Annotated in this window: 22 protein-coding genes and 1 pseudogene; 8 read left to right on the top strand and 15 right to left on the bottom strand. The window is 34.5% G+C overall.

Annotation, left to right across the window (positions count from 1 at the left end):
- The 10 genes and pseudogenes from MQX03_RS08700 to MQX03_RS08655 all read right to left on the bottom strand — a co-directional run.
- Nucleotides 1–254, bottom strand: a pseudogene (locus MQX03_RS08700) (peptidoglycan-binding protein LysM); the annotation flags it as partial.
- A gap of 532 nt (nucleotides 255–786) precedes the next feature.
- Nucleotides 787–1332, bottom strand: coding sequence for a peptidoglycan-binding protein LysM (locus MQX03_RS08695; protein ID WP_229984310.1), 546 nt, complete (start codon nucleotides 1330–1332; stop codon nucleotides 787–789).
- 193 nt (nucleotides 1333–1525) lie between these two features.
- Nucleotides 1526–2062, bottom strand: coding sequence for a peptidoglycan-binding protein LysM (locus MQX03_RS08690; protein ID WP_242802582.1), 537 nt, complete (start codon nucleotides 2060–2062; stop codon nucleotides 1526–1528).
- Between the two features lie 893 nt (nucleotides 2063–2955).
- On the bottom strand, nucleotides 2956–6861 hold the full coding sequence (locus MQX03_RS08685) for a response regulator (RefSeq protein WP_242802581.1): 3906 nt from the start codon (nucleotides 6859–6861) through the stop codon (nucleotides 2956–2958).
- 734 nt (nucleotides 6862–7595) lie between these two features.
- Nucleotides 7596–8273 (bottom strand): sialate O-acetylesterase, encoded by a 678-nt coding sequence (locus MQX03_RS08680; protein ID WP_262916921.1) that lies wholly within the window; start codon nucleotides 8271–8273, stop codon nucleotides 7596–7598.
- Nucleotides 8274–8834: 561 nt separating this feature from the next.
- Nucleotides 8835–10412 carry a Na+/H+ antiporter gene (locus MQX03_RS08675; protein ID WP_242802579.1) on the bottom strand — a complete coding sequence of 526 codons (1578 nt, stop codon included), beginning with the start codon at nucleotides 10410–10412 and terminating at the stop codon, nucleotides 8835–8837.
- A 544-nt stretch (nucleotides 10413–10956) separates the two neighbouring features.
- The gene (locus MQX03_RS08670; RefSeq protein ID WP_242802578.1) at nucleotides 10957–11211 is read right to left on the bottom strand and encodes a DUF2383 domain-containing protein; all 255 of its coding nucleotides are present in this window, start codon (nucleotides 11209–11211) and stop codon (nucleotides 10957–10959) included.
- Nucleotides 11166–11303, bottom strand: a complete 138-nt coding sequence (locus MQX03_RS08665; protein WP_242802577.1) for a hypothetical protein — start codon at nucleotides 11301–11303, stop codon at nucleotides 11166–11168. The genes MQX03_RS08670 and MQX03_RS08665 overlap by 46 nt, the downstream gene beginning before the upstream one ends.
- A 178-nt stretch (nucleotides 11304–11481) precedes the next feature.
- Nucleotides 11482–11919 (bottom strand): nuclear transport factor 2 family protein, encoded by a 438-nt coding sequence (locus MQX03_RS08660; protein WP_242802576.1) that lies wholly within the window; start codon nucleotides 11917–11919, stop codon nucleotides 11482–11484.
- Nucleotides 11920–11955: 36 nt separating this feature from the next.
- Nucleotides 11956–12960 carry a Rossmann-fold NAD(P)-binding domain-containing protein gene (locus MQX03_RS08655; RefSeq protein ID WP_262916920.1) on the bottom strand — a complete coding sequence of 335 codons (1005 nt, stop codon included), beginning with the start codon at nucleotides 12958–12960 and terminating at the stop codon, nucleotides 11956–11958.
- Nucleotides 12961–13064: 104 nt separating this feature from the next.
- Between MQX03_RS08655 and MQX03_RS08650 the strand changes: the two genes are divergently transcribed.
- On the top strand, nucleotides 13065–13631 hold the full coding sequence (locus tag MQX03_RS08650) for a TetR/AcrR family transcriptional regulator (RefSeq protein WP_242802574.1): 567 nt from the start codon (nucleotides 13065–13067) through the stop codon (nucleotides 13629–13631).
- A gap of 255 nt (nucleotides 13632–13886) precedes the next feature.
- On the opposite strand, the gene MQX03_RS08645 is transcribed toward MQX03_RS08650, so the two are convergent.
- Nucleotides 13887–14732: an AraC family transcriptional regulator gene (locus MQX03_RS08645; protein WP_242802573.1), complete on the bottom strand. Its 846-nt coding sequence runs from the start codon at nucleotides 14730–14732 to the stop codon at nucleotides 13887–13889.
- A gap of 88 nt (nucleotides 14733–14820) precedes the next feature.
- On the opposite strand from MQX03_RS08645, the gene MQX03_RS08640 reads away from it, so the two are divergent.
- On the top strand, nucleotides 14821–16008 hold the full coding sequence (locus tag MQX03_RS08640; protein WP_242802572.1) for an MFS transporter: 1188 nt from the start codon (nucleotides 14821–14823) through the stop codon (nucleotides 16006–16008).
- 816 nt (nucleotides 16009–16824) lie between these two features.
- Here MQX03_RS08640 and MQX03_RS08635 read toward each other — a convergent pair.
- Both MQX03_RS08635 and ribA read right to left on the bottom strand, forming a co-directional pair.
- The gene (locus tag MQX03_RS08635; protein ID WP_242802571.1) at nucleotides 16825–18264 is read right to left on the bottom strand and encodes an SDR family oxidoreductase; all 1440 of its coding nucleotides are present in this window, start codon (nucleotides 18262–18264) and stop codon (nucleotides 16825–16827) included.
- 49 nt (nucleotides 18265–18313) lie between these two features.
- Nucleotides 18314–18904, bottom strand: a complete 591-nt coding sequence (gene ribA / locus MQX03_RS08630) for a GTP cyclohydrolase II (RefSeq protein ID WP_242802570.1) — start codon at nucleotides 18902–18904, stop codon at nucleotides 18314–18316.
- A gap of 97 nt (nucleotides 18905–19001) precedes the next feature.
- Between ribA and MQX03_RS08625 the strand changes: the two genes are divergently transcribed.
- The 6 genes from MQX03_RS08625 (at nucleotide 19002) to MQX03_RS08600 (ending at nucleotide 22855) form a co-directional block, all read left to right on the top strand.
- Nucleotides 19002–19661 (top strand): TetR family transcriptional regulator C-terminal domain-containing protein, encoded by a 660-nt coding sequence (locus MQX03_RS08625; RefSeq protein ID WP_242802569.1) that lies wholly within the window; start codon nucleotides 19002–19004, stop codon nucleotides 19659–19661.
- Nucleotides 19662–20984: an ABC1 kinase family protein gene (locus MQX03_RS08620; protein ID WP_242802568.1), complete on the top strand. Its 1323-nt coding sequence runs from the start codon at nucleotides 19662–19664 to the stop codon at nucleotides 20982–20984.
- Between the two features lies 1 nt (nucleotide 20985).
- Nucleotides 20986–21132 (top strand): DUF2256 domain-containing protein, encoded by a 147-nt coding sequence (locus MQX03_RS08615; protein WP_242802567.1) that lies wholly within the window; start codon nucleotides 20986–20988, stop codon nucleotides 21130–21132.
- On the top strand, nucleotides 21116–21397 hold the full coding sequence (locus tag MQX03_RS08610) for a TIGR03643 family protein (RefSeq protein WP_242802566.1): 282 nt from the start codon (nucleotides 21116–21118) through the stop codon (nucleotides 21395–21397). The genes MQX03_RS08615 and MQX03_RS08610 overlap by 17 nt, the downstream gene beginning before the upstream one ends.
- 61 nt (nucleotides 21398–21458) lie before the next feature.
- Nucleotides 21459–22157 carry an SDR family NAD(P)-dependent oxidoreductase gene (locus MQX03_RS08605; protein WP_242802565.1) on the top strand — a complete coding sequence of 233 codons (699 nt, stop codon included), beginning with the start codon at nucleotides 21459–21461 and terminating at the stop codon, nucleotides 22155–22157.
- Between the two features lie 47 nt (nucleotides 22158–22204).
- Complete coding sequence (locus tag MQX03_RS08600; RefSeq protein ID WP_242802564.1) at nucleotides 22205–22855, top strand: MarR family winged helix-turn-helix transcriptional regulator; 651 nt, start codon at nucleotides 22205–22207, stop codon at nucleotides 22853–22855.
- A 406-nt stretch (nucleotides 22856–23261) separates the two neighbouring features.
- Here the strand turns inward: MQX03_RS08600 and MQX03_RS08595 are convergent, their stop codons facing one another.
- On the bottom strand, nucleotides 23262–24833 hold the full coding sequence (locus tag MQX03_RS08595) for an ABC transporter permease/substrate-binding protein (protein ID WP_242802563.1): 1572 nt from the start codon (nucleotides 24831–24833) through the stop codon (nucleotides 23262–23264).
- Entirely contained in the window at nucleotides 24830–25660 is an 831-nt protein-coding gene (locus tag MQX03_RS08590) for an ABC transporter ATP-binding protein (protein ID WP_317224566.1), read from the bottom strand. The genes MQX03_RS08595 and MQX03_RS08590 overlap by 4 nt, the downstream gene beginning before the upstream one ends.
- Nucleotides 25661–25748: the final 88 nt, after the last annotated feature.

The following is a 25748-nucleotide window of genomic DNA, read 5'->3' as shown; positions in this document are numbered from 1 at the left end:
TTAAAGTTCTTCGTTGAAGTAACTTTCAAAGAGTTGGCTTTAGTAATCGTTTGATCAGAGTTATAGTCTGCTGCAGTAACATAGTTAAAATCAACCGTATTACCAATTGCTGTACTTCCGGCGTCGATAGAGATCACATCGTTCAGGGTAATGTTTACTGTTGTTGTTGCGGTTGTATTTTGAGCCTGAACATTGTTAGTTCCTAATACGATTGCTCCAATAGTTAAGGCTGCGATTGCAAATTGTTTTGTCATGATAGTAATATTTAATTTTTATTTAATTGTTTCTTTTGAACACTACAAATCTACGGCAGCGATAAAAGTTTCTTTGTAGTTGAAAATGGAAGTTGATGTAGTAAAATAACTACACGGTTTATTCATTTCGCTTAAATAGAAAAGCCCTCAACACTAGAAAGTGATGAGGGCGTATATATAATTGCTGTGTTTTTATTATAAAGCTGTTGCAGTATACGTAACTGTTTGCTTATAAGTTTTCTTTAGGTTTTCACAAAAAATATTTATAGGTTGGTAAACTTGTTATCATCGTTTTTGAGATTTGATAACTTTAAAAAAGATATAAAACGACTTAATAAATTTACTGAATGTTTGGTGTATGTATTAATTAGATTTAAATGTCCAAAAACATAGATTTTACCTTACAGCTGATAGATACTTATTCCCGGATTTTGAATTTTCTCTATATCGCTATCAATACATTCAAAATCAAAGGCCTCCTGTAGGAAGCCTTCGAAACACCAAATCACAAATATTAATATGAAAAAAATTATTATAAAGCTGTCGCAGTATACGTAACTGTCTGCGTATAAGTTCCGGCTGGTTTACCTAAAATGTCGGCAGAAGATGATTTCGCTGCAGGAATCGTGTAATCCAAATTCAACGTCAATGCACTTCCTAGTGGAGCATTTGTAACTAAAGTTTGATCAGTTGCAGATAAAACTACAGCGCTTTTTGTTCCGCCCATTGTTCCGGCAGCTGCAGCAGCTTTGATCGTCAAAACATTTACAGGGATTAAGTTAACTCCATTCATGAAATTAGCACCCCCTGCTTTTACTTTAACGTTAAAGTTCTTCGTTGAAGTAACTTTCAAAGAGTTGGCTTTAGTAATCGTTTGATCAGAGTTATAGTCTGCTGCAGTAACATAGTTAAAATCAACCGTATTACCAATTGCTGTACTTCCGGCGTCGATAGAGATCACATCGTTCAGGGTAATGTTTACTGTTGTTGTTGCGGTTGTATTTTGAGCCTGAACATTGTTAGTTCCTAATACGATTGCTCCAATAGTTAAGGCTGCGATTGCGAATTGTTTTGTCATGATAGTAATATTTAATTTTTTATTTTTATTTAATTGTTCTCCTTTTGAACACTACAAATCTACAGCGGCGATAAAAGTTTCTTTGTAGTGGAAAATGGAAGTTCATGTAGTAAAATAACTACACGGTTTATTTCAATGAAAAGCCCTCAACATTTACATGTTGAGGGCTTTTATAAATAATTATTCTTTTTAATTACAATGCAGTCGCAGTATAAGTTACTGTTTGCGTATATGTTCCTTTTGGTTTTCCTAGAAGAACCTTTGATGCTTTTTCTGCCGAAATAGAATAAGCAATATTTAAAATTTGTTTTGAACCTAAACTTGCGTTACTTACAAGCATCTGATCATTTGTAGATAAAGTTACCTCATTCATAGTTCCCATTAAGCTTCCTCCCGATATCGCTTTTACCTGTAATACATCTACAGGAATAAGGTTTGCGCCACTTACAAAATTTGCGCCCTCTGATTTTATTTTTACATCGAAATTTTTGGAGGAATTTATGACTAAACTATTGGGTACCGTTACACTTTTTGAAGAATTATAATCTGTTGTATTCACATAATTAAAATCTACAACGCCTCCTGAAGCAACACTTCCTTCGTCGATTGAAATAATATCTGCTAAATTAATATTGACTGATGTACCCACATGGTCTGAATGTTGTGCCTGAACCTGATGAGTTCCTACTGCTATTAGAGATAGCATGGCGATGAAGATTTGTTTTTTCATAATAGAATAAATTTAAAATTGGTGTAAAATAAATGCTGTTATTCTAATTTAATAGTTCTGTGATAATTGGTTAAATCAAATCTAATACCATTATTTGAAATGACCAAATGCTTTGTTGCTATTTTTTTAGCAATAAATGTTTCACCATCCGCAACAATCTTAAACAGCAACAATTTGCTGAAAAAGCTGATGTAGCTTTGTCATTAGTATGAAAATAGAACAAGAAAAGGATAACTTAATTTTACCACAAGTAAATCATGTATTATTGATGTTTGGTAACAAATGAGTTCCAACATCATTAAAGGAAAATTGAAAAATGAGAGAAATAAAACTTTGTTCACCATACGATGCAACATACCGATAAATTTTAACTCTATAAAATCAAAAAAAACACAAAAATATGATTATTAGTCGATTATATATTTTAAAATAGAAATTAATGTATCAATCAGTATCTTATAACTACATATAATTTTCTAAGAAACTCATCCTAGTTAGCAGGATATTTAATCGTAGTATGAAATTGTATCAATGCAACTATTTCTGCTTTTTTGGGAAACTTTAATTAGAATTGACATTGAAAATTTAATTCCATCAAGAATATAATCTCCTCTTAAAGTCTTCGCTTTATCAGTTCCTTAGCTTAAAGAAAAACATTGATTCACTCTGATAATCTTTGAAAGGAATAGCTTCCTTATAATTAAACAGCCATTTGTTGAAGTTTACGAACATCTTTGTTTGTAGAGATATTATTTCTCTTCCTGTAGTAAGCATCTTTATTAACTTTAGGTGCAGTATGCTAAAAAACTTTCGTAATCCCCTTTTGATACATATGTTTTTAAAATAAGTTCGTCGTCTTCAGCAATTAGAATTACTATAGTCTTATTATTTATTTATACTAAATCTTTTATCAATTGTAATCCTACCGTTATTTCATGTACTATATCGTGCTCCATAGCATTATAGTCCATGTTTTCTTCAATGCGTTTCTCCCAATTGGAAGTTTGTTCTGTGAGCATAATTAAGCCAGCAGTTCCAGCAGTTCCTCTCAGCTTGTGAACAATTTTCTTTAGCTCTTCGGTATTTTTTTCTTTCACCGCTGATTTTATATTTTCTTTAGCTTGATCAAGCTCCTGAATCACTAAGTTTAAAAATATTACTTTAAAATCATCATCGTCACCCATCTGCTCGCTCAGAAGATTCATATCCAAATATCCTTCAGGATGTGGTAAAATTTCAGACAATTCCTGAATACCAGTGCCAATATATTTTTTCAGTATTTCTAAAAGATCGTTTTGTCTAAGAGGTTTTGGAAGGAAATCATTCATTCCCGAACTCAGACATTTTTCTTTTTCACCTAAAACATTTCCTGCGGTAACACCAATAATCGGAACGGCAGAATATTCCGGCAACAGACGAATCTGTTTTGTAGCTTCAATCCCGTTCATTACTGGCATCTGTACATCCATTAAAACGATATCAAAAAACTGATTACGACATTGTTCTAAAGCCTGTAAACCATCCGTTGCTTCTGTTAGGTTAGCATCCTGAATCAGTGATTTCATCATTCTGTTATTCAGAACCATGTTAACCGGATTATCATCGACAAGCAAAACGTTAGGAGAAGTCATTAGTGGGAAATATTCTTCTTTCTGCACCGGTTTAGCGGCAGCCAATTCTTTTTCTGAACTTTTAACTGCACGTCGTAACGTCTTGTATAATTCTTCAGATTTAATAGGTTTTAACAGAAAATAGGAGCTTTCTTCCTTTCTGAATGAATTGATAACGTCATGCTCTTCAGAAGATGTATGAAGAATAACGAGAGGCGATGCCTCACTTTTTTCATTAAATAGCTGCTTTATTTTTTCAATTGTTTCTAAGCCTGATATAATCGGCATGTGGTAATCTACCAGAATAATATCGAAACGCTCGCCGGCTAAAAGCATCTGAAGAGCTTCCATTCCGTTGGCAGCGAGCTTAGAATCTATATTTTTGTAAGCAAGCATGTGCTGGAGAATAACCCTGTTTGCTTCATTATCGTCAACAATTAGTACCTTATTGATTTTCAGTATTTCATCTTCGCTTTGATCAGAAATTTCAAAAGGAATCTCAATATCAAAATAGAAAACAGAACCTTTCTCAAGTTCACTTACCAAAGTAAGATTACTTCCCATATATTTCAAAATGGTATTTGAAATGGTAAGTCCGAGCCCTGTTCCACCATAACGCTTGCTGATAGAACTGTTTTCCTGAGTGAAAGCATTAAAGATATGCTGCTGTTTTTCTAAGGGAATACCAATTCCTGTATCTCTTACTGAGAATCTCAACTTTATATTTTTATCGTCTAAATTCAGTTTTTCAACTTTAAGCTCAATCTCACCTTGTTCTGTAAATTTCACAGCATTCCCAAGAAGGTTGATCAAAATCTGCTTCAATCGTGTTTCATCAAGCCAGATTGTTTTAGGTAACCCTGGTTCAATATTCAAAAGAAGTTCGATATTTTTTTTCTGAGACTGATAAAGAACTGCATTGATAACCTGGCTCACCATGTCATACACATTGGCTTTCTCTATCAAAAGTTCCATTTTTCCTGATTCAATTTTAGAGAAATCAAGGATGTCATTAATGATATTCAGAAGGTTTTCGCCAGACTCATTAATGTAATTGAGATACTGCGTTTGTATCTCATTTAACGGAGTTTGAAGCAGAAGATCAGAAAACCCGATGACGCCGTTCAGCGGAGTTCTTATCTCATGACTCATATTGGCTAAAAATTCAGACTTGGTTTTGTTGGCAATATCTGCCATCTGTTTTGCATTTTTTAGCTCCTCATTTATTCTCACAGAATCGGTAATATTTTGTGCAGACACAATAACACCACCAATAATCTCATTCGAAAGATACCAGGGGCTAACATTAAAATTAAAATGCTGTAATTCTTCTTTGTTTGGGATTGCGACAGTAAAGTCTTTATTGCTGTAAGTTTTGCCTTTCAAAGCATTATCGTATATTTCCTTCCTTTCATCACTTACATTGGGAAAAATAGCAAAAATATTCTCTCCAATAAGCTCACGATCCTTCATCTGAAATTCATTTTTCCAGCTGCTGCTTATAGAAAGATAATTAAGATCTTTATCAAACATTGCTACGGCGGTGGGAACGTAAGTTACAAATGACTGTAACATGGCCTCTTTTTTAGCTAACTCAAGATAGATATTCTTGAAGCCATCTATATCCTGTATAATACCGAATACTTTTTTACATACCCCTTCTTCAAACTCTGGAATTCCTTTTACTCTTACCCAGATCATCACGCCATCTTTTCGTATCAGCTGTAACTCTTCATCATACGGAACACCCTCATTAACAGCTTTTTCAAATACATATTGTAGCTTTTTTCTACTGTCTTCCTCGTAAAAATCTAAAGCGGTTTCAAGATCAGGTTGAAATGAAGGGTCAGTTTTATGGATTTCTTTACAAGGTTGTGACCAAAATACAGAATTTGTTTCAAAATTGACTTCCCATCCTCCTACCTGAGCTACTAAATTTGTCTGTTCAAGTACTTTTTTTGTATGTAATAAATCTCTTTCTAAAGCTACTTTATCAGTAATGTTCAAAGCAGTACTTATAACATATGGTTCTCCTTTTGTATCAATTTCAACAATGTTGTGATACATCCAGATTAACTCTTCCTTTTCTTTTGTCTGAAGTATCATATTTCCGACATCTTCAGTATGAGAACCGATCTTCTGCAAATATTGCTCCAAGAGATCATGGTTTTTTTCTGGAACCAAGTCTTTTAGATTTAATCCTTTTACTTCATTATTAGAGTATTTTAAAGTTTCCCTTCCCTTTTCATTTACTGCAAGAATATTGCCTTCCATATCGTGCATACTCATGAGTCCTATTGCATTTTCGAAAAAGCTTCTGAAACGACGTTCAGAACTTTCTAGTTTTAACTGTTCTTCTAAACGATTCGTAATATTAACGCCAAAACAGAAGATTTCGGAGTGATCATCGTTCTTTTTCATGTACCATTCTACAGTAATCGGAGTTGAATTATCAGCAACAGTAGAAGAGGTAAATGCAAACTCCTGATCTCCATCATTAAATTTTTCTAAAAGTAATGAATCGGAAAAAGCTTCATCTGATATAATCGTGCTAAATTTTTGACTAATTGCCTGTACTTTAGTAAGTCCAAAAGCTTTTTCGAAAGATGGATTTACTTCCTTTAATCTTAAATTATTATCTAAAACACAGATCAGGTTGTTAGAAATACTAAAGGTCTGCTCGAAGTATTCTGCCTGTATGTTTTTTCTCTTACTGACCAAATGGTTTGTAACAACCACTCCTATTTTTTTTAATGTAGCTATCTGGTTCTCTGATAATACTTTAGGCTTATAATCAATAACACAAAGTGTTCCCAAAGCAAAACCTTCATCATCAATCAATGGAACACCAGCATAAAAGCGGATTCCACCATCTTTTATTAGTGGATTTTCGGATGAACGCCCGTCTAATAATGTATCCTGAATCACAACCACATTTCCACTTTCAATAGAATATTGGCATACCGTATTTTTTCTTTCAACAAAATCCAAGGACATCCCTATGCAACTTTGAATGACCTGAGTTTCGCTTTCCATCATTGCTATCAGAGAGGCCGGGCAATCCGCAATTAGGCATGCCGTTTCTGCAAAAATGTCTAATTGCGGATCTTTTGCTAAATCTAACAGATCGAAATACGCCAGCTTTTTGATTCTTCCTTCCTCATTAGCAGGTACCGGATAATTATTCATATATAATATAGTGTCTATAAAGAAATTTAATTGAACTTTTGCATGCAGAAAAGATAATATATCAAATCGATCACAATATAGCTGAAAATTACATTTCGGAACAAATTAATTTATTTATAATAGTGAATTAATTTTTCATAAAGTTTTATTAATGAATAATTACAAAATATTTTGATCGCTACCCTGCGTATCTATTCAAAAAATTATTAGCCTGTAATCCATTTCATCCGCATCAAAATGCCCCTGAAACCCTCCACTGCATCCACCAATGATGAAACACAGTGGTGCATTATGGTGTTGTTACACATGATCAGAATACCGATGAAATAATGAAGTCATAATATCCAATATCTATTTCCTTATGTAATCTGACAGATATTGCCAAAACGTCCAACTAAAAATCAGATATATATGAATGAAGATAAATTTAAACAAGTAATGTTTGAGATAAGGGGATATCATTTTCGATCTCAATTCCACTTTCCATAGAAATCTTCATCACCCATTTTGGTTTTCAGTAAGCTGTGGGTCCTGTCGACTTCCGACAATTAGAAAACTTTGTTGACCAAAGGTTTTAGTTTTTCGGATTCGATAATCTTATGAGTTCATACTATTTTGAGTTAATGTATAAACCTGCATCGTATTAAAGCAAAGATTGTTTCAACTGCTCGTTTTATCGCTTGTTCCTTGTTTTAAATATTTCTTACAAGAGTAATTTATTATGCGGTCGAAGGTCATTTTACATTTTTACGTTCATTAAAAGCATCAAAATATCTGATGCCAAGTTTCCTCTGTGAAACAGCATCAAAATGTATCAAATCAGGATTGGCGGTAAGTCCAGAAGCAGAAACAAAATAACAATCCGCATTTGATTCTGCGAAATCCTGCAAAGCCTTATTGACAATGTGATATTCTGAGAAGTAAGAACCAAAGTTACCTTGTGTTAAAAAATCACCGAGTCCGCCCAAGATAATTGGAACAGTGGGCACATTGAGCTTATCTCTAAGGGTCTTTACAATTACCGAAAATTTTTCACCATAACGATTCGCATTATTAGGAGTTGAATCATTTTCACCTTGATGCCAAAGGATACCGTTCAATATACTTGTTCTTTGAGCCAGTTTTGCTTGCGTAACTGCAATTTCAAAAAGCAATCCATCTATTGCCCAATCCTCTAAACTCGTTCCTCCATCTGCACAAGGAATCAAACCAATTTCAGCAGAGTCATTTTTTAAGAGCCAAGCTTCTGCAAAGGAAGCTGCAAGTCCTATTCCCGCAGTAGGACGGTCATAATTTATAGGTTCAACCATCGTTTGCCATCTTCCGTTTCGAAGCATTTTTATATGCTCATCATAAATAGGAACTACGTCATTTAATAAACCGCGTCCTGCCATATTTGATTGGCCTATCATTAAAAAGGAATGTATCATTCTATTACTTACTATAAATTATGATTATCTGTTTTTTTATTCAATTTCAAATACGATTTCCTGTAAACCTTCAAAGTGTATGATGAATTTTTTCAGCAAAAAGATTGCCAATAACTCAGACTTGAAATTTCAGTTTTGTTTGCTATGTATTCTACAGTGAGATCTCTATTTTTCATACTCTTATAATTATTGAAAGTATTTTGGATATAACTAAAAAAATTCCAGCACATGAAATAGTTAAATTAAATATAAACGATGTTTTTTGAAAAATTCCAGTGATATTGCGTGAAGAAAACTCTTTCTTTATAATGATATTTTGAAAGCAAATTATTGTAACCTATAAAGATGGTATAGTAATATTGCAAGAATATTATTATTGGTTTAAAATACTGATTAAGCCATAGAATAAAATACATCTATCATTTCCCATTGAATCAGTAAGTTTCTAAAGGTTTATAAAGGCAAAATAGAATGTTCAACAGTTCCAAAGATTTTATTCTGAAAAAAAAATTAAAAGGTCTCAAAACTATTTGTAGCAAAGTCCTAGCTTTTCATATTCAATCTTTCCTCCTGAAGATCAAGCAGCCGAAGATGTTTTCTGATTATTTCTTCATCTAACAAAAGTTCCTCACGGTTTTTATTGATCAGCCAACTTCTTTGAGTTTCGAGAATGTCAATATAAATATTTCTGTATTCATCAAAATTAAGAATAATTTCAGAACTGCTCAATTGGTTTTCATATTTCTGTAATTGATCTTTTAATGCCGGGAAACTTTCTATCTTGTGAGCATAATCGCTGCGAATTTTAGCAATCGCCACTGCAGCCAGACTGTTTTGAATTTCGTAATCTATCTCTTTCTCACTTTTTATAAAGTCCCGGTCAATTGGAGGAAACCTCCTAAGTAAAATAGGAAGTGTTAGCCCCTGAAGAAGTAGTGTTAAAAGAATGACAATAAAGGTGATGAAGAGTATCATATTTCTTTGTGGGAACGGAGTTCCGTCATCTAAGGTCAAGGGAATGGAAAGCGCTGCCGCCAAAGAAACTACGCCCCTCATTCCAGTCCAACCGATAATCATGGGCGTTTGCCAGCCGGGTGATTCTGCATCTGCAACAGTGATAAAATTTCTCATAATTAAAGTTGTAATCACCGCTGCGTAGCCCGCAAATATTCTTACGATAATCAGGACAACAGTAACTGCTATTCCATAACCGATTGCAGTGAATATATCTGTATCACCCAATCCGGAAACAATTTCTGGCAAATCTAAGCCGATGAGCATGAATACAATCCCATTTAACAAAAAGCAAAAACTTTCCCAAACTGTTACCGTACGTATTCTTGATGCACTGCTTAAAAAATCATGACTGCGATAAGAAAGAAATAATCCACCGGTTACAACCGCCAAAACTCCGGATGCATGTAGTTGTTCTGCTGCCAAATACATTGAAAAGGGCGCAATAAAAGTCAATAGAATATCAATATTTGAATCGGTAGGTAAAATTTTGTGCATTTTCATAAAAATATACGCAATAACAAGTCCGATTCCCACACCACCAAAACACATCCATATAAAACTTCCTGCTGCTTCGTGCCAAACAAATTGTCCGGTAGCAGCAGCAATCATTGCAAATCTGAAAATGATCAAAGAAGAAGCATCATTGAGCAAACTTTCACCTTCGAGAATTGAGGCCAGTCTTTTCGGCACTTTTACAAATTTTAAAATTGCCCCAGCACTCACTGCGTCTGGTGGAGAAACAATTCCCCCTAATAAAAAACCCAGAGCTAAGGAAAATCCGGGAATAAAATAATTTGCGAAAACAGCCACTGACAACGCAGTAAAAAAAACGACCACAAAAGCAAAGCTGAAAATAATCCTGCGCCATCGCCAAAGTTCTTTCCAGGAGGTTGACCATGCAGCTTCATAGAGCAAAGGGGGTAAAAAAATAATGAATAATAATTCGGGTTCTATTTTGACAGGTGGCACACCAGGGATAAAACTGATGAGAAGTCCCGCTAATACCAGTAAAACCGGATATGCAACCTGAATTTTCTTAGCCAGCATAATGAGCAAAGTTATAAGCAGAACCAAAAAAAGATAAAATTCAAAATTTTCCAGCATCTAGGAATTTTAGATATCTAAATATAAGTTAAATTTTAAAATTATTTATTGTTCTAAAAAACAAAAAACTCCCATCTATAATCATAGAGGGTAAAATATATTGGTAGAGTAGTAAATTTCGGAGGATACTATGATTTCCACATCAATTAATAAAAACTTTTGTACAGTATTTGCTTAGTTAGCTCTAGACCAAATACATTACTATTATGCAGTTTATAGATTTTACAAAAGAACATTTCAGTCAGAACGAAAAAGCAGAGAATTATTTTATTGAAATTCCCAAAGATGAAATAGGATAAGGTGATATTGAAGTTTTAGCAAAGCAAGATGACGAAACGTACACAAAGGCTAACTACGAAATTATTGATTGCATTTAATTGTAAGCAAAAACTCCTAAAAACTTTCGCTTTTAGGAGTCAATCAAATAATAACTATATTACTAATCTACACTTGTATTAAGTGTTTCAAATTTTGTATAAGATGATTTTAACTGTTCTAATTGACGAGCAACAACCGCTGTGCTTTGAGGACATAAATTTCCATCTTAGAGTGCCTCTTCATATGCGTCAATCGCTGCATTTTCTCCAAAAACCACATTTTCCAATGTTGATTCAGCATTATCACCGCCAAATGCATTTTTAACATCAATCCAAGTTCTGTGTAATGCTCCGGCAGTTGTGGAAGTATCATCCACTTCACCTCCACTTTCACTGATTAGTGCTATCAGTTCAGATTTCATCGTTTGAGATTCTCTCACCATTTGATCATAATCATTTTTAACGGTGAATACGTCTCCCATACTTTGTCTTCTACTTTGCTGAATCCTTTGATTCTGTCGTTCGTAATGTTTAATAAATCATTTAAAGTTGATACTGTTTTACTGTTGTCCATAATAAAATATTTTTTGCTAGTGTATTTATCTTTTTTCAAGAGCCGTACCATGTGGTAACTGTTTAAATGCTAAATTTTTCTTAAAAAAATATTGAGTTGTTACAAATGACTTACAGATAAATAATTCAAAAAAACCTTTTTAGCTAAACATAGAAGCAGCTTTTAATAAAGTTAACCCTTAATTCTTTTCTATCACAAATGCTTTCAGCTCCGCAATTTTTCCATCTTCGAATCGCCAGATATCACAGTAATTAAAATGTTCGTAATTCCCCATCTTATTTTTTAATCTTATGTTACCCGTTACCGTGACAAAATCCCCGTCTTCGATAGCCAATTCCACATCAAATACCGGTGGTTCAATATAAAATTCTTTCATATAGGCCCGAACCTCTTCTTTACAATGAAGGATACGCTCGCCCACAAATACCCATTTCGTATCAGAGGTGCAGTAAGCTAAAAAACTTTCATAATCGCCTTTTGATACATATTCATTGGCTGTGTGCAGGATTGTTGTGTTGTTCATATTTTTCTGTTGTTTTAGATTATTATTTTTTGCTTGTGCATTAACGTTGAATGCTAAAAGCAAAAGTGAGATTATGATTAATGTTTTTTTCATATTAAAAGCTAAATTGAATAAATTTTAGATTAGATTCTAACCGATATCTTCAATGGTGTGAATTCCGAATCCTGATAAACGTTTGATGATATTGTCTTCTGCAACAATAGTTTCAGGAAGATACAGGCCTCCTGTCTTCTGCTCGGATTTTCCGTTTAGACCTAATATCTTTTCTGTAATCAAATATATACCTACAGCAGTGAGATGAGAATTTCCCTTTGATCCGTAAACTACCGTGCGAAGCTTCTTCTTTTCACCGGATAATAAGACACCTTCAATTTCAATATACAGATCATGCGAAGCTTCCAACCCCTTACCACTGCCTATTGAATCACCGACAATGAAATCAAATCGGATATTTCCGGCACCAGTAAATGCAGCGATACTGGGAACATCAAGAGTACCCATTGGATAACCCACCGCCGATGAATCATCGTACAGATTAATTAATCTTGTATTAGCTTTAGATTCTACATGCAGCCATTTTCCAGCCTGACGTATCAGTGCCCGGCCTACAAAACCTGTTACCTCGTCTGTAACCAATGGTCCCACGGGATCTTTCTCATCATATAATCCGGCCGTTTCTACAGTTGTAATATGGCTGAATTTTTCTACCAGCTGCTTAACCACAAGAGTCAACAATCCTGCCTGCCAATGTCCGGCAAAAACAATCGGAGCCGCTATTGTTTTATGCAGGCTCAGAAACGCCGTAGGAGAAATCTGATCAGCCAGTTCGCTTACCGTAATACAGGCAATACCATTTAAAATAGCAGTTTCCCTTAAGATATTGCTGTGGTCACCCAATGCAGATATGATAAGGTCAATTTTTAGAAATTGAGCTAAAGTAAAACCTTCCTCAAGATTGATATAGGCGGTTTCAGCATTAGTTAATTCCTTTGCAAGCACTTCGCCATTCTGAGGGTTTCTACCTGCTAGAATGAATTCAATGGTACTGTCAGCTTTTCTGATGAGACGTGCTATGTTGCTTCCCACTTGGCCATAACCGCCAATGATTAAGATTCTTTTTTCTTGTAATTCCATGAAAAATATTTTAAATGTTAAATTAGGTCAAATGACCTAATACAAATATAGGTCATTTGACCTAAACAAACACTACTTTAATATTTTATTTTTAAATTTACCGCATGGACAAAAAAGAGGAGCGTTTAAACAAGATTTTAGCAACAACGATAGATTTACTTACCAAGGAAGGAGCAGAAAATCTCTCTATGAGGAAAGTAGCAAAAAATGCCAATTTGTCTTTAAGCAATCTTCAGTATTATTATAAGGATAAAAACCTGCTTTTGATCGCCACTGTAGAATTTTACTTTGAAAGTTGCAAGAAAGAACTTTCTCAGGCTATTAAAATTTTGAGTGTTAACAACGCACCGGATAAAAATGTTTTTCTGGAAAAGATATTGAATATGTTGTTGATAGATGGAAGATCAAGCAATCAGACCTTAATGTTTCAGGAAATATGGACTTTGGCAGCAAGAAATAAAGAACTGCAGGATGCTGTAGAAACTTATTACAAGACGTACTGCTTGTGGATGATAGATTTGGTCTCCACATTCTGTCAAAAACCCCATGAAATTGTAAGTTTTCTTATTCCATTTGTAGAAGGTTATACAATTGTAAGCAATGTTATTCCTCTGCAAAAAAAAGGAGTAATTGAGATGATGGTAAAACTAATTTCGATAGTGGAGAAATAAATTTTGACAGAAACTTTATAAGTCAATTCAAGTAATCTCAAGTGGTGAGAACTGTATTTAAATTTAAACTAAGAATTTCTAAAACTCTTTTTCAGTAAATTAAACTGCATTAGCGTAAGCCTTCACACAGAAAATAAATACGATTTGACGGAAGATCAGTGGGTATAAAGGAGGATAAAAGTAAAAATGCATTAACCAAACTCCATAACAAGAACAAAGATGAGTAAATTTCCAAGGTTATAAGTTGCGTGATATTTATACCATTGCTTTATATCCTTTCATCTTTTTGAATTCCGTCAAGCTCATATGATGTCGTTTTTTAAAAAACTTATTCAGATGGCTTTCATCTGAAAAACCAAACTCAGTTACAATTTCATTGACCCTCATATCACTAAATAAGAGCCGATGTTCAATCAATCTCATTTTATAATTCAATATATATTGCTGGATAGTTTCCCCGCATTGCTTTTTAAAGTAACTGCCAAGATAGGTGTCTGAAAAGCCAAATTTCCGAGATATCACAGAAACCTTCAGCACTGCTGGATCATGGATGTTTCCCTGGATATAGTCAATAATATCAACTACTCTTTTATCAGTACCGGAAGTAACATACTCAGCTCTCATCTTTGAAATATTCCTTGCAGCGATCACGATCAATGCATTTACGTAATGTAAGGTCAGCTCCTCGTGGTATAGGTCTGGATGATTTAGGCCGTGGAGCAGTGAAGCTACGATCGAATCAACCAAAACGATATCAGGTTTATTCTGTAAAATACACCCAGACAAAAAGGAAGCACCATATAGTAGACATTCCATAGAATTAATACTATTCCACTTGTATTCCTTTATATAACGTTCACTGAACTTCACGAGCAAAAGCTCCGTAGTTTCAATAATTTCCAGATTGTGTTGGTCATTTGGTGTAAGCAGAATCAGGCTGCCTTTACCATAAGAAGCAATATTGTTGTTTATCTTAAGAAATCCTCTTCCAGAGATTACACATATAATTTGGAAAAAGGAGTACTGGCTATCTTTTAAGGGACAGCTGGCCGCCTGATGGTATTCTACTTTTACCAACTGATCTATATTCTCTCTTCTCATATGGTAAAAATACTCAATTATCATTAAAATATACTGATTTTTTACAAATTTTCTGTTCAAATTTGCTACATCATAATTTTATGCATTAATGAAAACTTCAATCTACATTTTAGCACTCGGAGCCTTTGGCATTATTACCACTGAATTTGGGATAATCGGCATTCTACCGACTCTTAGTCGGCAATTCGGTGTATCTCTCGATACAGCGGGTTGGCTACTTAGTGCCTTTGCGATAACTGTCGCAGTTTCTTCCCCCTTTATCACGTCATTAACAACCAAAATAAACCGAAAACTCTTGCTATGTCTAGTCATGAGTATATTTGTTTTATCCAACTTACTCTCTGCATTTTCCACCAATTTCACGATGCTTATGGTTGCACGAATTTTGCCAGCGATATTACATCCCTTATTCTGGAATATTTCTATTGCAATTGCATTCAAGGAAAAAGGAGCAAAAGGGGTGTCTACAGTAATGTTGGGATTAAGCTTAGCCACAGTACTCGGTATTCCCTTAACAACTTATGCAGTAGATCTCTTTCATAGTTGGCAGGCATCATTTTTCCTTAGTAGCTCTATAAGTTTGATTGCTTTTATTGGCCTGCTCCTCTTTATACCTTCTATACCGGCAGATCCTGCAATATCCACCAGGAATCAGGTAACGGTTTTGAAAAGTCCTCTGTTATGGCTCAATCTGATTTCTACCATAGCCACATTAGCAGCAATGTTTGCCAGTTATACCTACCTTACTGCTTACCTTGAACAGATTACCAAAATGGATGGTGCACAAATCAGTATAATGCTACTCCTTTTCGGTTGTATGGGCACTTTAGGTAATTGGCTCATGGGAATAGCATTGAATCGCAATGTGCTCTTGACTGCAAGAATATTTTTAATCCTCTTAGTGACGGTACAGATACTCGCCTACTATCTTGGAGGAAACTATATTCCTATGGTCATCATTGTATCCCTGTGGGGAATGATACATACTGGGGGATTTTTGGTTTCAAATATCCGAACAACACAATCTGTTCCCCATCATGCATTAGAATTTGTAAATAGTTTACTGACTTCCTCCTTTAATATTGGAATTTCATTAGGTGCATTTCTCGGAGGACTAGTAAGTGCTTATTACGGAATTCATTATGTTTTATGGGTAAGCATTCTGTTGTTGACAGTAACGTTTATTCTGAGCTTTGTGACCTTCCCGAAAAACATTACAGAAAACGAAAAAACAGATCAATTGAAACCTATAGCATCTGTATGTGAACAGAGCTAAGCATTTTATAAGTGAAATCTGCAAAAGATGCAGTAACAAAAACGCAAAAGAAATTATCAACGGACAGATTACAGCAGAAGCAAAAAGGTTTTTACAGTTTAGCTCAAAACCTGTAAAATAAATTTCATACGAGCTCTACTTCAGAACAATTCAGTCAATGGCTCCGGCTGATTATCGACAGGACTTTGTAAACATAGGGATCAAAGCAATAATTTAGATCGCGATACAGAGTTATTGTAGTCGCTTCTGTATTTCACGATTTAGGTCTCGTATCGAACTATAAGCAGTAAGAATCTTAGATTTGAAGTAGACGGAGCCAATGCAGCAAGAGAATTTTTAGGAAGTCACGGATTACCAAAGGAGAAATTGCAACTGGTTTGTAATACTATTGCTTTACATACCACCATCGCTATTGCATAACACAAAGAGAATGAGGTAGCTTTGATTTATTCAGGTGTTGGCTTGAATCTTATGGGAGAAGGTTATGAACATTTAACTTCAAAACACAGAGAGGAAATATTAAAAGCATTCCCACGAAATGATTTTAAAAACAAAATTATTCCAACATTTTTTTAATGGATTTGAGCACAAAACGGAAACAACTTCTGGTAATATCAAAGCTGATATATGTGCTTTTATGATACCTAATTTTAAATCAAAAAATTTCTGTGACTTTATTTTACATTCTCCTTGTTCAGAATAGCAGAAAATTTTAAAAAATTACCCATAAGTGACCACAGAGGTTCATTTCTCGTACACTTTTGTAGAAGACTTGAATTAGCTAGCAGCAGAAAATATTTTATGAGACTAAAAAATCTATTTTAAAGAATTATCAGCTAATCTTCTTACCATCCCCTTAAAAATAATTCCGTGAAATGGCAAAACTGAATACCAATATAGTCTCCCCCACAATCCTTTCGGCCGGAAAACCGCTTTCTGCCAAAGTTTCCCTCTATATAATTTGAACATTAGCCAAGCTTCTCCAGGTAATTTCATTTCAGCAAAGAGAATCAATTTCCCTTCATCTCTGTTGGCATAAATCACGCGCCAAAAATCCAGTGCATCACCCTCATGTAAAAGAGTCGGATGTGTTCTGCCTCTTCTCAAGCCGGGACCACCCACCATAACATCCATATAACCTCTTATTTTCCAAAGACTTTGTCCGTACCAACCATTATTGCCACCTAAGCCAAAAACTCTGTCTAGGCATTTTTCACGATCATCGTATTCATAACTTCTTATATCTTTGAAACATCCGAAATGAGGAACTTCAATATATTCTTTAAGCGAAGAATCATTTCTGCTGCTGATAAAACTGTCTTTCCAGCTGGAACGTATTTCATTAGCCTGAATTTTTGCCATCGTTCTTTGCAAAGCCTCTTTATAACTTAATGGATGAACGCCTGTTATTTTCTTAATTTCGTCAAGACTCTCTTGCTTGCAAATGACTTCAATCTTCATACTTCCGACGAGTGAACTTGCCAAACTATAAGTGGTCGAAGTAATAAAATACAGCCAATAGGATGATAATTTCGGTGTCATTACCGGTAAAATGAAAATGCTTCTTTTTAAACCTCGCACTTTAGCGTAACCTAAAAGAATTTCTTTATAAGTTAAAACATCATCACAACCGATGTCGAAACTTTTGTGGTAGGTTTCTTTTTTAAATAAGGTGAAAATCAGAAAATCCAGAACATTGGCGATTCCAATCGGTTGGCATTTTGTTTCCAGCCATTTTGGAGTGATCATTACGGGAAGCTTTTCCACGAGATCACGGACAATTTCAAATGAAGCACTACCCGAGCCAATGATTATTCCTGCCCGTAAAACAGTTGTCGGAATTTTACATTCAATCAATATTTTCTCGACATTAAATCTCGAATTCAGGTGCTTTGATAATTCTTTCTGATTGACCAATCCGGACAAGTAAATGATATGTTCGCAATGCGTTTTTTCGATTGCAGAAACAAAATTCTGAGCACAAATTTTTTCAGATTCTTCATAATCATCACTTGAACTCATTGAATGCATAAGATAATAAGCTCCCGATATATCATCAGGAATATTCTTCAAAGTTTCCTCTTTCAGAAAATCGACTTCAATAACTTCTATCAGATCATCTTTAATTCCTGCAGGCTTCGAAAAACGGCTGACATCACGACTGCAGCAAACAGCCTTGTAGCCTTGCTCGGTAATCACGCTGATCATTCTTTTCCCAATATATCCTGTAGCTCCTGTAAGCAGTATTTTTTTCATAATGATGAATTTGATTGATGGTCAGAATTTCTCACATCCAATGAGAAAACTATACCTTTTCTAAAAAATGTCCGAAATAATCTTTCTTTTTGATAAGGTAAGACTCATTGGTAGCGTTAGAATCAATTTCCAGCGGAATTCTTTTGTTTAACAAAATACCGCTATTATCAAGAGATTTTAATTTCTCAGGATTATTGGTCAGAAGATTTACGGTTGAGATATTAAGAATTTTTAAAATTTCTATGGCGACACCAAAATCTCTACCGTCTGCCGGCAAACCTAGTTTCAGATTGGCTTCTACCGTATCAAAACCCTGCTCTTGCAGTGCATACGCTTTAAGTTTATTGATAATTCCTATATTTCTTCCTTCCTGTCTAAGGTAAATAATGATTCCACCGTTTTCTGAAGTAAATTCCATTGCAGCATCCAATTGTTGCCCACATTCACACTTTCTGGAATGAAAAACTTCTCCGGTGATGCATTCTGAATGGAAACGCACATTTACAGTTTCATTAAAATCAGTTTTCTCCGCAACCCAAACCAAATGAGGACTCCAGTCATTTTCATTTTCAGAAAATGCATATACTGTAAACATTCCAAAATCTGTCGGTATATTAGATTGAGCTTGTACTTTGAGCATTTGTTATAATTTAAATCATTTATATAGTACAAATCTATACTTTATTTATTTAATTAGTAAAATTAATTACTAAATTTGTTGTAAATAAAATTTAATAATGGAAAGAGATATTCTGATTACACAAGATAAGATATTTGAACTGTACGGTGATTACATTTTAAATCACGGTGAAAGACCGAAAAACATTTACCGTTTTGCCAAAGACAATGAATTTGAAGAGAAAGATTTTTACGATTATTTTTCGAGTTTTGAACAGATTGAAAAAATGATGCTGGTGAATCTTTTTGATAAATCTCTGGAATTGGCTTCTGAAGTCAACAGTTCAAACGAAATTACTTCAAAAGAAAAATTACTGAACGTCTATTTTATCTTTTTCGAAAATATGACGATGAACAGATCTTTGGTTCTGATAATTCTTGGAAATGACAAATTACATTCTGCGAAAATTTCAAATCAATTAAAAGAAGCGCATCGTGATTTCGTCAAAACTTTAGATTTTAATGATTGGAAAATAATCAAAAAAGCTAAAGATGACATCAAAAATTTTCACGAAAAAGCCCGTGAAGAAGCACTTTGGCTGCATTTGGTTTCTGCCATCGAATTTTGGAAAAAAGACACTTCGCCATCATTTGAAAAGACAGACATTTTCATCGAAAAAACGATTGATACAGGATTCGAACTGATGGATAATGAACCGTTGAGAAAAGTTGTAGATCTAGGGAAGTTCTTATTCAAAGAAAAATTTAGAAAAAGTTAAATGAAAACACTTAATAAAATACCAACAGGGAAATTAGAAAGGACGAGCAGTTTGCTGAAAGCGGGTGCAAAAGTTGGCGTTAATTACATCAAATATTACGGTAATAAAATTACGAAAGACAAAAACGAACACGAAGCGTTGAAGACTTTAAATGAAGATAATGCTTCCGACATTTATGACTCTTTGAAAGAACTGAAAGGTTCAGCTTTAAAAGTTGCGCAGATGCTGAGCATGGAGAAAAATATTCTTCCGCAGGCTTATGTTGAAAAATTTTCATTATCGCAATTTTCCGTTCCGCCACTTTCGGGAGCTTTGGTTAAAAAAACTTTCAGAAAATATTTTGGTAAAAATCCGGAAGAAATTTTTGACGACTTTACAACGGAATCTGTGAATGCGGCAAGTATTGGTCAGGTTCATAAAGCTAAAAAAGGTGATCAAAATTTTGCCGTCAAAATTCAATATCCCGGAGTGAGAGAAAGCATTTCCAGCGATTTGAAAATGGTAAAACCAATTGCGATGAAGATGTTCAATATCAAAAAAGAAGGTTCAGAATCTTATTTTCAGGAAGTAGAAAATAAACTTTTTGAAGAAACTGATTATGATCTTGAACTGAAAAGAAGTCAGGATATCTCGGAAAAATGTAGCCATCTTCCGAATCTTGACTTTCCGAAATATTATCCTGAATTTTCGTGTGAAAGAATCATCACAATGGATTGGATGAACGGGAAACATTTTTCTGAATTCACAAAACTGAACAATTCTCAGGAAGATTTGAACAAAATAGGGCAAACGCTTTGGGATTTTTATATGTATCAAATGCACATCCTGAAGAAAGTGCACGCAGATCCGCATCCCGGAAATTTCCTTATTTCAGATGATAAAAAGTTATTGGTTATCGATTTTGGATGTATCAAAGAAATTCCTAACGATTTTTACAAACCGTATTTTGAGTTGGCAAAAAGACAAAATCTAAATAATCCTGATCTTTTCCGAGAAAAACTATTTCAGCTAGAGATTTTGCGTTCAGATGATTCTCCACAAGAACACGCATTTTTCACAAAGCTATACTATGAATTGCTGGAGCTTTTCACAAGACCATTCAACACAGAAATTTTTGATTTTTCTGATGAAACATTCTTTCAGGAAATTGCAGATCTTGGACAACGATATGCGAAACTCAGCAATATGAAAGGAATGAATACCAATAGAGGATCAAAACATTTTATTTATCTGAACAGAACATTTTTTGGTTTGTACAACATGATGCACGATCTGAAAGCCAAAAATATCGTGATCAATCAGTACAAAAATTTAATTCAATAAAATGCCTTCCAACTTACCTTTAAAGATTTGCGTGGTTTGCGGATTGCCTTTTAATTGGAGAAAAAAATGGAAGAAAAACTGGGACGAAGTTAAATATTGCAGTGAAAGATGCCGGAAAAACAAAAAGAACAATGCTGAAACAATTTAATCTAGAGCAAACTGACCGAATTATTGAAATGGCTTGGGAAGATCGAACGCCATTTGAGGCAATAGAATTTCAATTCGGAATCACTGAATCTGATGTGATTGAAGTAATGAGAACAGAACTAAAACCATCAAGCTTCAGACTTTGGAGAAAAAGAGTAAATTCGGGAGTCAGTCAGAAACATTTGATGAAAAGAAATTCCGAAATTAATAGATTTAAATGTACAAGACAACGAACAATCAGTCATAATAAAATTTCGAAACGGTAATTAAATGTCACGAATGCTCCCATGAAATTTTAGATTTTTAAAAATAAATTAAAATTAACAAATGAAAAATATAGTCATCATCGGTTGCGGACAGGGAATTGGATTTGCCACTGCAAAAATTTTATCAGAAAATTATAATGTAATTGGAATTTCGAAAACTCAAAGTCCTAAAGTCGAGCAATTGAATATTGAGTTTCATCAAATCGATATTCTCAACAGAAACCTTGATGAAATTAATTTCCCTGATGTGATTGAAGGATTGGTTTATGCTCCAGGAAGCATTAATCTAAAACCTTTCAACAGACTTTCTGCAGATGATTTTAAGAATGATTTTGAAATTAATGTAATAGGAGCAGTAAAAGTTATTCAAAAATTATTACCTTATCTAAAGAAATCAGAAAGTGCTTCGGTTGTATTATTCAGTTCGGTTGCAGCAAAGCTGGGAATGCCTTTTCACGCCTCGATTTCTGCGAGCAAAAGTGCTGTTGAAGGTTTAACGAAAAGTTTAGCTGCAGAACTATCTGCTCAAAAAATCAGAGTCAATGCTATCGCCCCATCATTGACCGATACCCATCTTGCGTCGCAATTGCTTTCAACGCCGGAGAAACGTGAAGCTTCAGGAAAACGACATCCTCTGCAAAGAGTCGGGAATGCAGACGAAATCGCAAAAATGGTTGAGTTTTTATTATCTGAAAATTCATCGTGGATCACCGGACAAATCATCGGAATCGACGGTGGAATGGGAAGTGTGAAATTATAATTTGTCTTCAAAAAACAAAAACCAATATCTTTACTTAAATTAGAACTATGCAAACCGATTTTTTTATCAATCTTCTTCAAAAGGTCAAAGAATTTGAACATTCTGATGCTTACAAACCCAATTCTGATGTGGATGATTTCCGTCTGTGGATGAATGATAAAAAATATTCAGATGAATGTCCGACTAAACTTTTTAAAAATGAAAATCATCAGGTTTCTTTTACCGAAAATGAAATCTGTAAGCAAGTTCTTTTGTTGGGACGATATTCGAAACTGTTGATCAGAAAAGGTTTGGGCGATTTTCCTGAGTTGGCGAATGAAGAATTCACTTATTTATATCGTTTGAAAGATGAACCTTTTTTAACTAAAATTCAGTTGATTGAAAAAAACGGTCACGAAAAACAAACCGGAACTCAAATTATTAAAAGACTTTTGGAAGCAGGCTTTTTAGAAGAAAAAAATGATGAAGATGACAAACGAAGTAAACGACTGAATCTCACTAAAAAAGGAGAAGAAATTTTCCACGAATCTGTAGCAAAAGTAAACCTGACATCGAAAATTCTATCTGGAAAACTAGACAAAGAAGAAAAGAGTGAATTTCTGAGAATTTTGAAAAAACTCAATGAATTTCATGTACATATTTATACTGAGTACAAGAATTCGGAGATTCAAGAAATTTATGAGCTTTTATCGAAGTAGGCATTAGCTATAAAATTATGGTGTTTATATACTTGAATGTACCGTAGTCAGAACGGATTAAAACCAATAATTACACTTCATAAATGTTACTTAGTATTTAGTAAATTAAATTAAAAACTCATTTTGTTATAGCTTGTAAACTCAAGTATATAGTTATCCTTTTTTACTATTATAATAATGAATTTTTCCACGAATCAATAATTGAATCAAAAAAAATCCGCCGGAACAAGATTGCAACCCAAAACACCTTGGGAGACTTTATTTAGAAGCACTTCTGTAATTTCGGGCGCAGTTTTAAAACCCCTATCTGCAACCTACATTGGTAAAACCTCAGCATCTTTCTCCAAATCCCATTTTACAGAATCCGTCCCCCGTCTGTCGATAATCTCAGCAAAATTATATTTGTTTACCATTTATTTTGAATCAAGATATTTTTGAGGTCAGAAATACTTTTTATCTTCAATTGATTTGCCTGTTTTTTGCGCATCATCAACGCATAAGAATTATTAAAGCCAAGGGGTTTCAGCCATTGTATTCCGTATTGTTTTCTGAATTCTGAATCTACAAATTGATACGTTTTATCGGCACTTTGCGAAACAGTTTGAATGTTTTTTTCTGATGGTTTCAATAAAACTAAAAGTCCCGTTCCTGTATATTCAGGATAGAAATCGATGGCATCATTCATCAAAGCATCAAAACAGATTTTGGTTCCGCCCAATCCAGTTTTGGTTTCCACTTTGTAATTGGTGTAGCCTTCAATCAGCATTTTATAAATCTCTGTCAGAATATATTGCTCACCGAAAATCTTTGAACCGATTCGAACTGTTCCGGAATTTCCGTTTCTGGAAACTCTGTACAATTTGGCTTTCATTAAAAAATCCTTGGCAATTTTTTCAGGCGTTTGGTTGAGATAATCTGAACGGTAATTCAAATCTGTCATTATCGAATCATTAAATTTTCCGGCAAGTAGATTCAGAGTTTCTTCAAGTTCAGGAAATTTCTCCAATGTTTTCGTCTTGATAATCGGTGCAGCATAATACGGTGGAAAAATCTTTTTATCATCCTCCAAAACATACAAATCGAACGCTTTAATTCTACCGTCTGTTGAATATCCGCTAATTAAATCCAACTCATTTTCATAAGCGGCTTTGTACATCACGGCATCATTAACGACTTTAGGATTGACATTCAAACCATAAACGGAGCGCAAACCTAAATCTCCGTCCTGTCTTCCCATAAATTCGGACGTAAATCCTGCTTTCAGCTTATTATCTGAAACGGAATTCATCAAATAAACAATTCCAAATACCAGTAAAATTACAGGAATAATGTACTTTAAATTATTTAAAAACTGATAGCCAGATTTCTGCAGAACAGCAATCGTCTGGTCGAGTAAAATCGCCAGTAACGCCGCAGGAATAGCACCTGCCAAAATCATATTGGTGTTATTCAAAGAAATTCCACCGAAGATAAATTCACCCAAACCGCCGGCCGCTACAAATGAAGCTAATGTTGCCACACCAACGTTGATAACAGCAGCCGTGCGAATTCCCGCAATAATCACAGGCATTGCCAACGGAAGTTCAACTTTGAAAAGCAACTGTTTCCGGTTCATTCCCATTGCTTTGGCAGCTTCAATGACTGTTGGATTGACGCCCGTAATTCCGGTGAAAGTATTTCTGATAATCGGTAAAAGGGCGTAAATCAGCAAAGCGACAATGGCCGGAGTTGCCCCAATTCCAAATGCGGGAATCATAAATCCTAACAAAGCGATACTTGGAATCGTCTGTAAAACTCCTGCAAAACCTAAAACTGGACTTGACAATTTTCTTTTTCGGGCAATCAAAATTCCTAGAGGCAAACCAACTACAATCGCTAAAAGCAATGACAGAAAAGTCAATCCCAAATGTTGCACAACTTGGGTCTGTAATTTTTCGTGCTGTTCTATGACGAACAGCCAAAGACTTTGCTGCGTCATACAATTTGTAATTTTCGGTAGTCATTGAATGCTTTAATCAACATTTCGTAAGCATTTGTATTTTTTTCGTCAGAACTTAATTTTTGTAAAGCATTCCAAACACTTGTGTCTTCTGTAAATTTAAATTCATTGATGAAACTTTCTGAATTGATGAAAGATTTGACATCGTTTAAACGTGCGACTTTATATTCCAAAAGCAATCTGTTTTCAGCAAAGAAATTTTTCACAAAATCGTTTTTCGGTCGATACAGCATTTCCTTTGGAGTTCCGGTCTGAATAATTTTTCCTTTATCCATTAAACAGATTCTGTGTCCCAGTTCAAACGCTTCCTGAACATCGTGCGTGACAAGAATAATGGTTTTATTTTTAAGTTCTTCCAACGATTTGAATTCCGAATGAATATCAGCTTTTGTAATATTATCCAACGCTCCAAAAGGTTCGTCCATCAACAGAATCGGTGAATTGGAAATCAGAGCTCGGGCAATCCCTACTCTTTGCTGTTGGCCACCACTCAATTCGTTGGGAAATCGTGAAAGTACTTCTTCGGGAAGATGGAGCTTGTGTAAAAGCTCTTCTGTTCTTTTTTGAATCTTTTGTTTGTCCCATTTTAATAATTCTGGGACAACAGCGATATTTTGTTTGATCGTATAATGCGGAAACAATCCTGAATGTTGCATCACAAAACCGATTCCCATTCTGAGCTCTTCCACTTTTTGGTCACGGATATTTTTTCCATCAATCAAAATATTTCCCGAATCACCTTCTATTAATCGGTTAATCATTTTCAGAGTTGTCGTTTTTCCACAACCACTCGTTCCCAAAAGCACCAATATTTAATTATCATTTGCCTGAAAAGAAATATCATCCACTGCTGGTTTTCCGTTGAAACTTTTTGAAACCGATTCTACTGTAATC

The organism is Chryseobacterium aahli (genome assembly GCF_022699665.1).
Classification (GTDB): Bacteria; Bacteroidota; Bacteroidia; order Flavobacteriales; family Weeksellaceae; genus Chryseobacterium; species Chryseobacterium aahli.
The sequence above is the reverse complement of the archived record's forward strand: the minus strand, read 5'-3'. Positions and strand labels throughout refer to the sequence as shown.

Bases quoted from the DNA above. Each gene is read 5' to 3' on its own strand.
- MQX03_RS08640 (WP_242802572.1), top strand. From the start codon at position 14,821: ATGAAAACTTCAATCTACATTTTAGCACTCGGAGCCTTTGGCATTATT.
- MQX03_RS08635 (WP_242802571.1), bottom strand. From the start codon at position 18,264: ATGAAAAAAATACTGCTTACAGGAGCTACAGGATATATTGGGAAAAGA.
- MQX03_RS08625 (WP_242802569.1), top strand. From the start codon at position 19,002: ATGGAAAGAGATATTCTGATTACACAAGATAAGATATTTGAACTGTAC.
- MQX03_RS08650 (WP_242802574.1), top strand. From the start codon at position 13,065: ATGGACAAAAAAGAGGAGCGTTTAAACAAGATTTTAGCAACAACGATA.
- MQX03_RS08605 (WP_242802565.1), top strand. From the start codon at position 21,459: ATGAAAAATATAGTCATCATCGGTTGCGGACAGGGAATTGGATTTGCC.
- MQX03_RS08610 (WP_242802566.1), top strand. From the start codon at position 21,116: ATGCTGAAACAATTTAATCTAGAGCAAACTGACCGAATTATTGAAATG.
- MQX03_RS08620 (WP_242802568.1), top strand. From the start codon at position 19,662: ATGAAAACACTTAATAAAATACCAACAGGGAAATTAGAAAGGACGAGC.
- MQX03_RS08615 (WP_242802567.1), top strand. From the start codon at position 20,986: ATGCCTTCCAACTTACCTTTAAAGATTTGCGTGGTTTGCGGATTGCCT.
- MQX03_RS08685 (WP_242802581.1), bottom strand. From the start codon at position 6,861: ATGAATAATTATCCGGTACCTGCTAATGAGGAAGGAAGAATCAAAAAG.
- MQX03_RS08680 (WP_262916921.1), bottom strand. From the start codon at position 8,273: ATGATAGGCCAATCAAATATGGCAGGACGCGGTTTATTAAATGACGTA.
- MQX03_RS08695 (WP_229984310.1), bottom strand. From the start codon at position 1,332: ATGACAAAACAATTCGCAATCGCAGCCTTAACTATTGGAGCAATCGTA.
- MQX03_RS08595 (WP_242802563.1), bottom strand. From the start codon at position 24,833: ATGACGCAGCAAAGTCTTTGGCTGTTCGTCATAGAACAGCACGAAAAA.
- ribA (WP_242802570.1), bottom strand. From the start codon at position 18,904: ATGCTCAAAGTACAAGCTCAATCTAATATACCGACAGATTTTGGAATG.
- MQX03_RS08655 (WP_262916920.1), bottom strand. From the start codon at position 12,960: ATGGAATTACAAGAAAAAAGAATCTTAATCATTGGCGGTTATGGCCAA.
- MQX03_RS08670 (WP_242802578.1), bottom strand. From the start codon at position 11,211: ATGGGAGACGTATTCACCGTTAAAAATGATTATGATCAAATGGTGAGA.
- MQX03_RS08645 (WP_242802573.1), bottom strand. From the start codon at position 14,732: ATGAGAAGAGAGAATATAGATCAGTTGGTAAAAGTAGAATACCATCAG.
- MQX03_RS08665 (WP_242802577.1), bottom strand. From the start codon at position 11,303: ATGGACAACAGTAAAACAGTATCAACTTTAAATGATTTATTAAACATT.
- MQX03_RS08600 (WP_242802564.1), top strand. From the start codon at position 22,205: ATGCAAACCGATTTTTTTATCAATCTTCTTCAAAAGGTCAAAGAATTT.
- MQX03_RS08675 (WP_242802579.1), bottom strand. From the start codon at position 10,412: ATGCTGGAAAATTTTGAATTTTATCTTTTTTTGGTTCTGCTTATAACT.
- MQX03_RS08690 (WP_242802582.1), bottom strand. From the start codon at position 2,062: ATGAAAAAACAAATCTTCATCGCCATGCTATCTCTAATAGCAGTAGGA.
- MQX03_RS08660 (WP_242802576.1), bottom strand. From the start codon at position 11,919: ATGAAAAAAACATTAATCATAATCTCACTTTTGCTTTTAGCATTCAAC.